We start from the raw sequence: 12807 nt of genomic DNA, 5'->3' as shown, positions 1-12807 counted from the left end.
CCCGATAGCAGAGGGTCAGTCAATGCTCATATGTCTGAAACACCGCTATCGGAGCAATTCGAATCGTCGCACCGCCCATTTTGCCTGTATTACGCCTGTTCCAACTGCGCCAGGCGTTCTTCCAGCGCCGCAATGCGTGCTTCCAGTTCTTCAATCCGGTCCACAGACACTCCAGCCCCGCGCTCCACCGGGCTTGCTCGCGCCGCGATAATCGCCTCGATATCCGCCGGGTCGCCCAGCGCATGGGTGTAGCGGTCTTCCCGCTGCCCCGCCTGGCGCGGTACCAGCAGCGCCAGCCCGCGCGCGATCAGGCGTTCGAGCTGATGAACCACTTGCTCGGCATCTTCGAAATCATGCATGCGCCCGCTGCGGGTCAGCAGCTCGTTGACGGTCTGCGGGCCGCGCAAAAACAGCAGCCCAATCAGGATGACCTGCGCCGGCACCAGCTCCAGTGCCTTGTCCACGCGATGTTCCCAGCGATCGGCGCGGCTGCCCATCACCAGGCGGGTAAAGCCTTGGCCTTCGAGTACACGCAGGCTTTGGCCAACCTGGCCTTGGCTGAGGTTCATCACCGGCTCGCGGCTGGTTTTCTGGTTGCAGGCCAGTACCAGCGCGTTAAGGGTCAGGGGGTAGGTTTCCGGATGGGTCGCCTGTTTTTCGATCAGGCAGCCCAGGACGCGGATTTCCGTGCTGTTCAGGCGCGGCTCAGGGGTGTCGGTGTCGTGCTCGGCGGTCATCGCGCGTTCCCTATGCTGTGAAGCCCACTAGCCTAATCCTGAAAAAATAAAAGACAAGCGGCAGGCATGGCTATAATCGCCGCTGGTTCCTACCCTGCCATTACCGATGAGACTGTCATGACTATTTCCCTGTACGCCGCCTCCGTCCCAGTCTTCAAGCAGATGCTCAACGCCCTGAGCGATGTGCTGAACAAAGCCGAAGCCCACGCGGGCGCCAAAAACATCGAGCCTAATGCCTTGCTGCAGGCGCGCCTGTTCCCCGACATGTTCCCGCTGGTGCGCCAGGTGCAGATCGCCGTCGACTTCGCCAAGGGCGTATCCGCCCGCCTGGCTGAAATCGAAGTGCCGAAATACGAAGACAACGAAGTGACCTTCGCCGAGCTGCAAGCGCTGATCGCCAAGGTCCTGGCATTCGTCGATACCATCACGCCAGCACAGATCGACGGCAAGGAAGGCATCGAGATCATCACCCGCCAGGGCACGCCTAAAGAGAAGCGCTTCAGCGGCCAATCCTACCTGCTGACCTACGGCCTGCCGCAGTTCTTCTTCCATGTCACTACCACCTACGCCTTGCTGCGTCACAATGGCGTGGAAGTGGGCAAGCGTGATTACATGGGCGCTTTCTAAACCCAGGCGCTGAAAAAGCCCGGAACCGCCCTTGAATGGGCGATTCCGGGCTTTTTTGTGTGCGGGTGTTTGACCTGCTGCTGTTCGCAGGGCGTTACACAATTGCGGGCAACCGATGCGTCAGCGGACACACTCAAGGGAGGTACCCACTTCACTCATCTAACGCTTTAGAGGCGAAAGGCTTAATGATAAATACCCTCCAGTCGGCGCCCGCTGCCGCACCTTCGCAAGCTTGTGTCCTACCGCAACCAGCCCCGAATAACCCACTTGAGCCAAAGACGCGCAGCCGGCGCGAGGTGGCGCAAGACGGCTCATCGACGCAGGCGGGCGCCCATCGGTCCTCATTACGCGATCAGGGCAACAGTGAATTGGCGGCCAAATACGCAAAGGCCCTCGAAGAAAGCACACTGCCTCCTTGGCGCGCTGGGGACATCACGGACATTGCGCTTAACTCCAGCTTCGGCCAGTGGCGCGCGCAATTACGTGCGGCGTTAGAAGACAAAGACTTTTTGACATGGTTTAACGCGAACGGACTTCACCTATCCTTGGTGACGCTCCGTCCCTCAACCGGGGGAGCTGCAGGCGTGGAATAAAAACGGCGAGCAATGCAGGTTCTCTCTCGATGACGACTCGGGGTGGGCGCAGGTATCCCAAGCGATTCTGACTGCCGCTCACGCTTTGGCGCCCAACGGGATTACGCGCAAGGCCGTGTATGCCGACAGTGTGCCGGTTTCCATGGTGGCGCAGTTCTATGGCGAAACGTTCCACGACGACCCGCTCAAAGATGGTCAGCGTGCTCAGCAACTGCAACAGCACGGCGGATTTGCGACCGCGGGTGCGGGAGAAGCGAGGTCCGAACAGGCACTCAACGCCCATAAAAGCCTTATTGCCGATAAACGCGACCTGCTCAGGTTCAGGGATGCGTTGGTGGCGGCGATAGTCAAGGCACCGGCCTATCTCGATGAGCAGGCGATTATTCACTCGCGCCGAAGCCGCGCGCCCTACGACCATGCAGAGGGGTTGGCGACTTTTTTGCGAAATCAACCGTTCAAGCTGGACCCGCGTTCCGGGTTTCACGTGGATAACCAGCCGAAGGCGGGGCAGTCCGTGAGCCTTTTACAATTCATGGAGGGGCAAGGTTGGGATCGCCCCGTCGATCTGGCCGAACTTAAAAACATGGGCCAAGTGCTGTTCCGTCGTCAGGTCTCCCGACCGCCGCACGGTGATCTGGGCGGCGGGTTGTCGTGGCCCATTCCGCTTGATCGGGCACAACAGCAGCGAATTTACGACGCGGTTAACTACAACACATTTGAATTGCCCGAGTTCAAGTCGCTGAAGTTGAGCCAAACGGCGTTCGGGTTTCTGAGTCAAACCGTCAACTGGTCCGAGGCGGATCTGCAAAATCCGCGCGATGCGATAACGAAACTGTTGAAAACCCCCGCCGCACAGGCGCTGGGTGAAGCGCTGCGAGCCCAGTTTCAGGGGGCTGGCAGCGCGCAGGAGTGGGCGCTCTCCGCTTTGCAGATCGGCTTGAATCCGCAGGCGTTCTGGCACCCGGAAGAAAAGAACAGGCTGGCTGGGTTCGACCTGTCGCAACGTGAGCATTGGGGTAAGCCACTGTCTGTGGTCGCTCATGGTCTGACTGAACATCTGCGTCGGTCTTACGGCAAAAATGCTCCGGTTGCCGCCTACCTGCTGTTGTCACACCATGCGCCCGAATTACTGGTCAAGGATATTCCGGATGACGTGTCTTATGGCTCGCCTGCCTGGGTCAGCCTGAAGTCTATTGTCGCCAAGGCCGAATACCGTGCCCCCGGCTCCACGGCAGGTAAATCCTACGAGCAATTGCTCAAGGACGACCTTGGTCCGATTTCTGCCGAAGAAAAAAACGTCGAGGCATTGGCTGGGCGGGAGGGGTTGATCCATTGGGCGGTGGCGGACGGTGCCATCGAGAAGCGGCCTGACAATAATTACTCGGCCGAAGAGATCGAACGTGCCAGTGCCCTGGCCGGTGAGCGCTTCGATACGTTGAAAAAAGCCTCGCAAGCGTCCCGTAAGCAGTTAGCCACCCGAAAAGAGTTGGCGCTCGCAACTCTAAAGGCGCACTTCAAGGCCTACGGCGACATAGACTTCGAAAAAAAAGTACTGATGCCTGCTGAGAGGGAACGGGATTTGCTCGGACCTTATTCGATGCTGGACCTCTATCTCGACAGGCCCAAACACACACGCTGGTATTCGCAGGACTCAACCGTCCCTTTTGAGCAAATTTCAGAGGCGTTCTACCGTCTTGCGCCGATTAACGAAGTGTTCGAAAAAAACGTCACGGATTACTACGCCGGGCTTAAGGGGGGCGCGGACGTTGCGATCAAACATTTAATGTCGCTACTGCCTGAGGATGATAAGAAAGCCTTGGAATACGGTGAATTGAGTGTCTATGCCGAAGAAGATGTGACGCGTACCAGCCACTTTGCAAACCGGGTCGAACAGTTTTCCTACGAGAGTCGGCAGCCCGACGACAACCGCTCGCTCCTGTTCGTGACAACCTACCAAGGGCGTAAAACCGTGTACGAGGTGAATCCCCAGCAAGGGTTTGTGCGTAAGCGAACGGATCTGTCGCCCGATCTTAAGCCAGGCCGACAAGGTGAGTGGGTGCATTTGGGGCGCAACAAGTCGATACGGGAAATCAAGGCGCAGGGGGCTGAGGCTGAGCAACGCAAAGCGCGGGACGAATCTCCAGCGCTCGTGCAGACCTTCAACTCTGCAAGGACCCAATATATTGCTGATACGGTCCTCAATAACCTCTTCAAACCAGGCGAGCGCAATGAGCTGGTCAAGGCGGCGAGGGGCTTTACCACCTTTGACAGTGAAGTGACGGAGTTTGAAAAAATCCAGGCAGTCACCCGAGCCTTGGTGCCTTTTGCATCGGCCATCGATCGTTTCCAAAAAGGCGACGTCAGCGGCGGGCTCGCATTTTTGGGCTTCGACGTTTTTGGCTTTGCGTTAGGTGGCTATTTCGCCGCCGGTAAAATTGCAGGCCTGGGGGGCCAGGTGAAAAAGGCCGGCGGCATACTGGCACGCGCAGCCGTCAGTGCGGCCAATCCGTTTGCGGGAGGCAAGGCAATTGTCAGCAGGGGGTTGCCACTGCATCAGTCATTGCTGGGCAAAGGCACTTTTTCTTGGAAGGCAGTCTCCACCAACCGCGGTGTAAATCGGGCTTATCAGGATAAACAGGAGGGTATTGCGGTAGGCACCTACACCCTCGGCGATACATCAAAAATCACCGCAAAATTTGACGAGGTGCTGGGTAAGTGGTTCGCATACGATCCTAAAAGCAAGAAAAGGTATGGCGTGCCGCTTGAGGGGTTTCGCGTTGAAAGTTCCAGTGCCTGACGGCCCGTAAAACCAAAACGCCCGGTCGTTTCTTGGCGGGAACGTACCGGGCTTTTATCGGGGGATTATTCAGGCCGGTTGTTCTTCCTTGCCCAGGCACGCGGCAGCGGTGAACAGCACGTCGGTGGAGGAGTTGAGTGCGGTTTCCGCAGAATCCTGCAACACACCGATGATGAAACCGACAGCCACGACCTGCATGGCGATTTCACTTGGAATACCGAACAGGCTGCAGGCCAGGGGGATCAGCAGCAGCGAGCCGCCGGCCACGCCCGAGGCGCCGCAGGCACAAACGGCGGCGACCACACTCAGCAGCACGGCGGTGGGCAGGTCAACGTTGATGCCCAGGGTGTGCACGGCCGCCAGCGTCAATACCGTGATGGTGATCGCGGCCCCGGCCATGTTGATGGTGGCCCCCAGTGGAATCGACACTGAATAAGTGTCTTCATGCAGGCCCAGGCGCTTGCTCAAGGCCAGGTTCACCGGGATGTTCGCCGCCGAACTGCGGGTGAAGAACGCGGTAATACCGCTTTCACGCAGGCACATCAGCACCAGTGGGTAGGGATTGCGACGCAGCTTCCAGAACACGATCGCCGGGTTGACCACCAGTGCCACGAACAGCATGCAACCGATCAGTACCACCAGCAGGTGCGCGTAGCCGAGCAGCGCGCCGAAGCCGGAGGTGGCCAGGGTCGACGCGACCAGGCCGAAGATACCCAGCGGCGCAAAGCGGATCACCACACGTACGATCAGGGTCACGCCGTTGGACAAATCGTCCAGCACGGTGCGGGTGGCAGCGCCCGCATGGCGAATGGCGATGCCCATACCGATGGCCCAGGCCAGGATGCCGATGAAGTTGGCGTTCATCAGTGCGCTCACCGGGTTGTCCACCACGCTCAGCAGCAGGCTTTGCAGCACCTCGCCGATGCCGCCCGGCGCGCTGACGGTGACGTCATGGCTGGCGAGTACCAGCGACGACGGAAACCACATGCTGGCAACCACCGCCACGACGGCTGCGGCAAAGGTGCCTAGCAAGTACAGGAACAGAATCGGTTTGATATGGGTTTCCTGGCCGTGCTTATGGTTGGCAATCGACGCCATCACCAACACAAACACCAGGATCGGCGCCACAGCTTTCAACGCCGTAACAAACACCTTGCCAATAAAACCGGTAGCCCTGGCGGCCTCGGGCAGGAGCAGGGCCAGCAGAATCCCGGCGATCAGGCCGATGACGATTTGGGTGACCAGGCTGACGCGCATCAGTCGTTGTAACAGGGTGGGGGCAGCAGTCATAAACAGTTGTCTCTAGTTTTTTTAATAGGACGCAGCAGTACGGGCGGAATGTTCTGTAAGAAACAGGGCGCGGAGTCTAGCATGCCGCTGCTAACGGCCCGACCTGTGCGGCATTCGGTCACCCGCGCCCAGGCCGGGCTGCGTCCATGGTGTTCTGCGGGTTCATGATCGCGGGCATGGTGGCGCTGGTGCCGGCGATTCACTCCAGCGCCGGCCTGGCGGCGGCAATGGCCGTGTGGGGCGTGACCCAGGCCGCGATGTTTCTGGTCAGCCATGTGCGACTGATGAAGGCCGCGCCCCATGCCCCGGCCTTTGCCGCGTCGCTGAGCATTGCCGGGGGCAACCTGGGCATTGGTCTGGGGGCGTTGGTCGGCGGGCATGTGATCGACACTTTTGGCCTGGGCAGCCTGGGGTTTGCCGCATCCGGGTTTATCCTGGTGTCGATCCTGCTGGCGCTATGGTTGATGACTGCCAGACAACCGGTCGCGTCCAGCGCCTGACCGGTCAGGGCAGGGCGGTAAACAACTCGCGCCGTGCGCCCTCGGTAATCGCCACAATGCCGGGATGCTTGACCTTGCGCTCCACCGAGATCGCGTAGAACGACTCGGTGACTGCATCGGTCTGGCCGATCAACGCCACGCCGTACTGGCGCACAACCTCATCGGCGATCACGCTGGGGGCGATAAAAATCCCGCTGCCGGATTGGCCAAACGCTTGCATCAGGGCGCTGTCGTCGAATTCACCGATGATTTTCGGTTGGATCTGCTGCTCGGCGAACCAGCGCTGCAAACGGCTGCGTACCACGGTCTCTGCGCCAGGGATCAGCAACGGCGCGCCTTGCAGGCATTGTGGGAAATCGCCGCGATGGCGGTCAGCCAGTGCCTGGGTGGCGAAAAAACTGATGCCGCATTCGCCCAGCTTCTGGCTGTAGCCCTTGATGTCCAGGTGCGTTGGCATGGGGCTGTCGGAAATCACCAGGTCCAGGCGCTGGATCGCCAGGTCGGCCAATAACCGTTCGAGTTTGTCTTCGCGACAGGTGATACGGATCGGCTCGCTCAACTCCATGGTCGGTGCGATCAGCCGGTAAACGATGGACTTGGGCACCACATCCGCGACGCCGACGCGAAACACAATCTGCTGTTCATTGGGTTGCGCGCGCAGCATGGCTTCCAACTCATTGCCGGTCTGGAACATCTGCTCGGCGTAGGGCAGGGCCTGGCGCCCGGCTTCGGTGAGTTCAAGCTGGCGGCCGACCCGTTGAAACAGCGCGATACCGAAGGTTTGCTCCAGCAGGCTGATTTGCCCGCTGATGGTCTGGGGTGTGAGGTTCAGTTGCTCACAGGCGCGCACGATGCTGCCGGTCTTGGCCACAACCCAGAAGTAATGCAACTGTCGGTAATTGAGCATGGGTGCGGTCACTTCGTAAAAACCGAAGTATAAGCGAAAAAAATACGAATTTTCCTGAAGTGTTCGCCTGCATAGAATGCCTCGCTATCGCGGGGCCACTATTTGGACCCAATGGTTCTAACGAGGAATACAACATGACACTCAATTCCCTGGGCGCGGCGTCGTTGCTTGCGCTTTCATTGGTGATGACCAGCGGTTGCGACCAGGTCGAGAAAAGTGCGCAACAGGTGCTGGGCAAAGCCACTGAGTCGGCCAAGCAAGCCATCGATGACACCCACAAGGCCGCCGAGCAGGCATTGAGTGAAGCGACGCAAGGCTTGATCACGCCGCAAAAAAAGGACGATCAGCAAGAACAAGCGTCTGAATCGAACAGCAAAGAAGCCTAATTTCCCAGCACAACGTCAGGACTGAACCATGGATTACCTTTTACAACTGGCCGCCAGCCCGACCGCCTGGGTTGCACTGGCTACCTTGATCGTCATGGAAATCGTGCTGGGCATCGATAACCTGATCTTTATCTCGATTCTCACCAACAAATTGCCCGAGCAGCACCGGGCCAAGGCACGGCGCATCGGTATCAGCATGGCGTTGATATTGCGCCTGGGTCTGTTGAGCACCATCGCGTTTATCGTGCAACTGACGGCGCCGGTGTTTGAAGTGTTCGGCCAAGCGTTCTCGTGGAAGGACATGATCCTGATCGCCGGCGGCTTGTTCCTGGTATGGAAGGCCACCACCGAAATCCATCACAGCATGGACCCGGAGCCCGAAGAGAAAGCCACAGTGGGTAACACCGTGGCCATCGGTTTCGCGGCGGCCATCGGGCAGATCCTGCTGCTCGACCTGGTGTTCTCCATCGACAGCATCATCACGGCGGTAGGCATGACCGAACACTTGCCGATCATGATCATTGCCGTGGTGACCTCGGTGATCGTGATGCTGGTGGCGGCTGAACCGTTGGCCAAGTTCATCAACGACAACCCGACCGTGGTGATGCTGGCCCTGGGCTTCCTGATCATGATCGGCATGACGCTGATCGCCGAAGGCTTCGGAGCCCATGTGCCTAAAGGCTATGTGTATGCGGCCATGGCCTTCTCGGCGGCCATCGAGTGCTTGAACATTGCACGGCGCAACCGCCACAAGCGTTTGCTCGCTGCCCGCCAGTAACCGCTGAAACAAACAGGCCGGCTGTGCTCACAAGAGCCCAGCCGGCTTTTTGCTGTCTGGTAGAATCGGCGCACTTGATAGCTTGAGGTCCACCATGAACGAGCCGATTCGCCTTACCCAGTACAGCCACGGCGCGGGATGTGGCTGCAAGATTTCGCCACAGGTCCTGGAAGTGATCCTCGCCGGCAGCGGCGCCCAGAACCTTGATCCCAACCTGTGGGTCGGCAACGCTTCGCGCGACGATGCAGCGGTATACGCCATCGACGACGAGCGCGGCGTGGTCTCCACCACCGACTTTTTCATGCCGATTGTCGATGATCCCTTCGATTTCGGCCGTATCGCCGCCACCAACGCCATCAGCGACATCTATGCCATGGGCGGTGACCCCTTGATGGCCATCGCCATTCTTGGCTGGCCAGTGAACGTACTGGCGCCGCAAATCGCCCGGGAAGTGATCCGTGGCGGTCGCGCGGTGTGCGACGCCGCCGGTATCCCCCTGGCGGGCGGGCATTCGATCGACACGCCGGAGCCGATCTTCGGCCTGGCCGTGACCGGCATCGTGCAAAAGCGCCATATGAAGCGCAACGACACCGCCACTGCAGGCTGCAAGCTTTACCTGACCAAGCCCTTGGGCATCGGCATCCTCACCACCGCCGAAAAGAAGGGCAAGTTGCGCGAGGCGGATATCGGCCTGGCGCGTGACTGGATGTGCACCCTCAACACCCCGGGCAGCCGCTTCGGCAAACTGCCTGGCGTGACCGCGATGACCGACGTCACCGGCTTCGGCCTGTTGGGCCACCTGGTAGAAATGGCTGACGGCAGCGGCCTGACTGCGCGTATCGAGTATGAAAGAGTCCCACGCCTGCCAGGGGTCGAGTACTACCTGGAACAAGGCTGCGTACCCGGTGGCACCTTGCGCAACTTCGACAGCTACGCCAGCAAACTGGGGCGTTTGCAGGAGTTGCACAAACGTGTGCTGTGCGACCCTCAGACCAGCGGCGGCCTGTTGATCGCCGTCACCCCGGAGGGCGACGCGCAATTCCAGGCGGTGGCCGCCGAACTGGGCCTGAGCCTGGAGCCGATTGGCGTACTGGTTGAGCGACAGAGCAACGCGGTAGAGGTGGCTTGATGGCTGACATCACCGATTACCGCGACATCTTCCTCAACGACCGGCCGATGATGGATACCCGCGCGCCGGTCGAGTTCACCAAGGGCGCGTTCCCCGGCGTGGTCAACCTGCCGCTGATGACCGATGACGAGCGTCGGCGGGTCGGCACCTGCTACAAGCAACAGGGCCAGCAAGCGGCCATCGTGCTTGGGCATCAGTTGGTATCCGGTGCCACTAAGGCTGAACGTATCGAGCAGTGGGCGCAGTTTGCCCAGGCCAACCCCAACGGGTACCTGTATTGCTTTCGCGGCGGGCTGCGTTCGCAGATCGTGCAGCAATGGCTGAAAACCGAAGCCGGCATCGACTACCCGCGCGTCGGCGGTGGCTACAAGGCCATGCGTACGTTCCTGGTGGAGACCATCGAGCAGGCTACGGCCCAGTGTGACTTCGTATTGCTGGGCGGTTTGACCGGCACCGGCAAGACCGAGGTGCTCACCCAGTTGAACAACGCCTTGGACCTGGAAGGCCACGCCAACCATCGCGGTTCCAGCTTCGGCAAGCGTGCCACGACGCAGCCGTCCAACATCGACTTCGAAAACCGCCTGGCAGTGGACCTGCTGAAAAAACGCGCGGCGGGTATCGAACGCTTCGTGGTCGAGGACGAGAGCCGCATGATCGGCAGCTGCGCTCTGCCATTGCCACTGCACAAGGGCATGCAGGGCTTTGCGATGGTATGGCTGGAAGACAGCGTTGAAGGGCGCGTCGAGCGCATCCTGCGCGATTATGTGATCAACCTGTGCGCCGAGTTTATCGCGGTGTTTGGCGAAAACGGCTACGCGTTGTTTGCCGAACGCCTGACCCAGAGCTTGGCCAATATCCACAAGCGTTTGGGCGGCGAACGCTTCCAGCGGTTGCACGCGATCATGCAGGACGCCCTGGCGGAACAGGCGCGCAGCGGCGCCGTGGAGCTGCATCGCGGCTGGATCGAAGGGTTATTGCGCGAGTACTACGACCCGATGTACGCCTTCCAGCGCGAAAGCAAAGGCGCACGTATCGAGTTTGCGGGAGAGCAGGGCGCCGTGATTGCTTACCTGCGCGAGCGCGCCTTGATTAAAGGATAGCGGCGCCGATCAGCCCACATACCACCCCCACCAGCATGGTCAACCCGGCCACCGTCACCAGTACCCGCGCATCGAAATCCTTGCGCAGCATCAGCAGTGACGGCAGGCTCACGCTCGGCAGGGTCATCAGCAAGGCCACGGCCGGGCCGGCGCCCATGCCCAGGGTCATCATGGTTTGTACGATAGGGATCTCGGCTGCTGTAGGAATCACAAACAGCGTGCCGACAATCGCCAGCGGCACCAGCCATACCAGGCTGTTGGCCATGGCCCCGTCCACGTGGGGGAACAACCACACCCGCGCCGCGCCCAGCACCAGCACCGCGAGGATGTAGATAGGGATGGTGCTCCAGAACAGTTGCCACAGCGTGCGCAACCAGCGGGTCAGGAACGGTTTGGACTCTGCGGCGCTGACTTCGGCCACAGCATCCAGCGCCGCTTCCGGCACTTGGTCCGGGCGTGCGATGCGCTGCGCCACCAGCGAAACGCCCACCACCAGCACGATGCCCGCCACCAGCCGCAACGCGGTAAAGCCCCAGCCCAGCACAAAGCCCATGAACACCAGGGTGGCCGGATTGAGCACCGGGTTGGCGATCCAGAACGCCAGCGCCGCACCCACCGAGACCTGTTGGCGCCGCATGCCCGCCGCCACCGGTGCCGCGCAGCAACTGCACATCATGCCCGGCAAGGCGAACAGCCCGCCACGCACGGTCGAGCCCAGCCCGGCACGGCCGAACAGGCGCAGCAGCCAGTCGCGGGGGATCAGCACTTGCAGCAAGGAACCGAGGATTACCGCCAGCACAGCCGCTTTCCAGATCGCCAGGAAGTAAACCTGGGCGTAGGCCAGCGCCGCCGCCAGGGGCGAACTTTGCTGATCATTGAGAATCGAGGCGCCGATGCTGTGGTTATCCGCCGCCACAAACGCTTTGAAGTAGTAGGGCGACCATTTCACGTAGTAGAGGCCGACGCAGGCGACCAGCAGGAACAGCGCGGGTTTGCACCAGAATGACCAGCCCCGGGCGGGCTGGATGGAGGCAGGGTTGGACATGGTGATGATCCGTAGATGAGTCAATAGCGGCGCATCATACGCTCTCAGCTGTCAGCACTCACCTGTGTAGGTTCCGGGCAGGTCTGTTCGCCGTCGTTCAAGCCTTGTTTGTAGTTGCGGCTCAGCAGCGAGGCCTTGCCGTTGTGCCAGGTCAGTGTCAGTACATACAAGGTGTCGTAGTCGCTGCCGGACCAGTCGTCGGTGATGGTGTGTTTTTCACCGGAGGCTTCACTTGCCACTTTGTTGATCAACTCCGGCAGATAGCCGTGTGACCAGGCCGTGTAGATGGTGGCATTGTGATATTTGTCTTCGACCAGTTCATCAGCCAGGTCGCTGGTGTCGTTTGCCGAGAACTTGATATTCACCGGCAGGCCCAACTTGATGGCGCTGGGGCTGATGGTCATCAAGGGGCGAATGTAGCTGTAGGAGTTGTCCAGCTCACCTTCCTCGACATTGCGCGTCGGGTTGGCGGCGAAAACGAAATCGGCCTTGCCGAATTTTTCCGGCAATACCGTCGCCAGGTTCATTGCGCGGTTCAGGCCCTGGCAATTGAGCTGGCCCAGGCCGCCGGCGGGTTTTTCACCGTGGCGCAGGAATACCAGGGTTTGCACGCCGTCCACGGGCTGGGCGCGGCTTTCACGGGCGTCGAGGGCGGCGACCATGGCGCCGCTGACCAGCAGCAGCGGCAGCATGATGTAGGCGTAGTGGCTAAGGCGTTGCACAAGGCGCAGAGGCTTGATCTTCATGGTCGGTTCGAGTCTTCGTGCGTCACGTTAAGGCGGACAAGCCTGGCCCCGATGACGCCGGGGGCGTCTTGCGGTGTTCCCTGTCGAAATAGCGAGGTGCCTCCATTCACCGTGAGCGCTCTTAAGAGTGCGCGAGGGCGTATTGGTTCGCCCTCGCGGGATAATAGCCAGC

General features: G+C 60.2%; 11 protein-coding genes and 1 pseudogene. 7 read left to right on the top strand and 5 right to left on the bottom strand.

Annotation, left to right across the window (positions count from 1 at the left end; genetic code table 11):
* Window positions 1-89: 89 nt before the first annotated feature.
* Complete coding sequence (locus AB4N98_RS03275) at window positions 90-737, bottom strand: YceH family protein (protein WP_065876541.1); 648 nt, start codon at window positions 735-737, stop codon at window positions 90-92.
* Window positions 738-854: 117 nt separating this feature from the next.
* On the opposite strand from AB4N98_RS03275, the gene AB4N98_RS03270 reads away from it, so the two are divergent.
* Window positions 855-1364, top strand: coding sequence for a DUF1993 domain-containing protein (locus AB4N98_RS03270; protein WP_065876542.1), 510 nt, complete (start codon window positions 855-857; stop codon window positions 1362-1364).
* A gap of 708 nt (window positions 1365-2072) precedes the next feature.
* The gene (locus AB4N98_RS03265; protein ID WP_223271492.1) at window positions 2073-4754 is read left to right on the top strand and encodes a hypothetical protein; all 2682 of its coding nucleotides are present in this window, start codon (window positions 2073-2075) and stop codon (window positions 4752-4754) included.
* 69 nt (window positions 4755-4823) lie between these two features.
* On the opposite strand, the gene sstT is transcribed toward AB4N98_RS03265, so the two are convergent.
* On the bottom strand, window positions 4824-6044 hold the full coding sequence (gene sstT, locus AB4N98_RS03260; protein ID WP_065876544.1) for a serine/threonine transporter SstT: 1221 nt from the start codon (window positions 6042-6044) through the stop codon (window positions 4824-4826).
* A gap of 140 nt (window positions 6045-6184) precedes the next feature.
* Between sstT and AB4N98_RS03255 the strand changes: the two are divergent.
* Window positions 6185-6544 (top strand): annotated as a pseudogene (locus tag AB4N98_RS03255) (MFS transporter); the annotation flags it as partial.
* Between the two features lie 4 nt (window positions 6545-6548).
* Here AB4N98_RS03255 and nhaR read toward each other — a convergent pair.
* Entirely contained in the window at window positions 6549-7451 is a 903-nt protein-coding gene (gene nhaR, locus AB4N98_RS03250) for a transcriptional activator NhaR (RefSeq protein WP_017526765.1), read from the bottom strand.
* 134 nt (window positions 7452-7585) lie between these two features.
* Here nhaR and AB4N98_RS03245 point away from each other — a divergent pair, with 134 nt between their 5' ends.
* From AB4N98_RS03245 to mnmH, 4 genes are all read left to right on the top strand, one after another.
* Window positions 7586-7837, top strand: coding sequence for a hypothetical protein (locus tag AB4N98_RS03245; RefSeq protein WP_017526766.1), 252 nt, complete (start codon window positions 7586-7588; stop codon window positions 7835-7837).
* A 28-nt stretch (window positions 7838-7865) separates the two neighbouring features.
* Window positions 7866-8615 carry a TerC family protein gene (locus AB4N98_RS03240; protein ID WP_017526767.1) on the top strand — a complete coding sequence of 250 codons (750 nt, stop codon included), beginning with the start codon at window positions 7866-7868 and terminating at the stop codon, window positions 8613-8615.
* A 94-nt stretch (window positions 8616-8709) separates the two neighbouring features.
* Complete coding sequence (selD, locus tag AB4N98_RS03235; protein ID WP_017526768.1) at window positions 8710-9744, top strand: selenide, water dikinase SelD; 1035 nt, start codon at window positions 8710-8712, stop codon at window positions 9742-9744.
* The gene (gene mnmH / locus AB4N98_RS03230) at window positions 9741-10844 is read left to right on the top strand and encodes a tRNA 2-selenouridine(34) synthase MnmH (RefSeq protein WP_460149248.1); all 1104 of its coding nucleotides are present in this window, start codon (window positions 9741-9743) and stop codon (window positions 10842-10844) included. Before selD ends, mnmH begins: the two co-directional genes overlap by 4 nt.
* On the opposite strand, the gene AB4N98_RS03225 is transcribed toward mnmH, so the two are convergent.
* Complete coding sequence (locus AB4N98_RS03225; protein ID WP_068931631.1) at window positions 10834-11889, bottom strand: permease; 1056 nt, start codon at window positions 11887-11889, stop codon at window positions 10834-10836. The two genes, mnmH and AB4N98_RS03225, sit on opposite strands and share 11 nt — an antisense overlap.
* A 44-nt stretch (window positions 11890-11933) precedes the next feature.
* A complete protein-coding gene (locus AB4N98_RS03220; RefSeq protein WP_017526771.1) occupies window positions 11934-12635 on the bottom strand; it encodes a hypothetical protein in 702 nt (233 codons plus the stop codon).
* Window positions 12636-12807 lie beyond the last annotated feature (172 nt).

This window comes from Pseudomonas sp. S3_E10 (assembly GCF_054667615.1).
The sequence above is the reverse complement of the archived record's forward strand: the minus strand, read 5'-3'. Positions and strand labels throughout refer to the sequence as shown.

What these genes read in the sequence shown, in the direction of transcription:
- AB4N98_RS03275 (WP_065876541.1), bottom strand. Translation starts at nt 737, where the DNA reads ATGACCGCCGAGCACGACACCGACACCCCTGAGCCGCGCCTGAACAGC.
- AB4N98_RS03270 (WP_065876542.1), top strand. Translation starts at nt 855, where the DNA reads ATGACTATTTCCCTGTACGCCGCCTCCGTCCCAGTCTTCAAGCAGATG.
- sstT (WP_065876544.1), bottom strand. Translation starts at nt 6,044, where the DNA reads ATGACTGCTGCCCCCACCCTGTTACAACGACTGATGCGCGTCAGCCTG.
- nhaR (WP_017526765.1), bottom strand. Translation starts at nt 7,451, where the DNA reads ATGCTCAATTACCGACAGTTGCATTACTTCTGGGTTGTGGCCAAGACC.
- AB4N98_RS03245 (WP_017526766.1), top strand. Translation starts at nt 7,586, where the DNA reads ATGACACTCAATTCCCTGGGCGCGGCGTCGTTGCTTGCGCTTTCATTG.
- AB4N98_RS03240 (WP_017526767.1), top strand. Translation starts at nt 7,866, where the DNA reads ATGGATTACCTTTTACAACTGGCCGCCAGCCCGACCGCCTGGGTTGCA.
- selD (WP_017526768.1), top strand. Translation starts at nt 8,710, where the DNA reads ATGAACGAGCCGATTCGCCTTACCCAGTACAGCCACGGCGCGGGATGT.
- AB4N98_RS03225 (WP_068931631.1), bottom strand. Translation starts at nt 11,889, where the DNA reads ATGTCCAACCCTGCCTCCATCCAGCCCGCCCGGGGCTGGTCATTCTGG.
- AB4N98_RS03220 (WP_017526771.1), bottom strand. Translation starts at nt 12,635, where the DNA reads ATGAAGATCAAGCCTCTGCGCCTTGTGCAACGCCTTAGCCACTACGCC.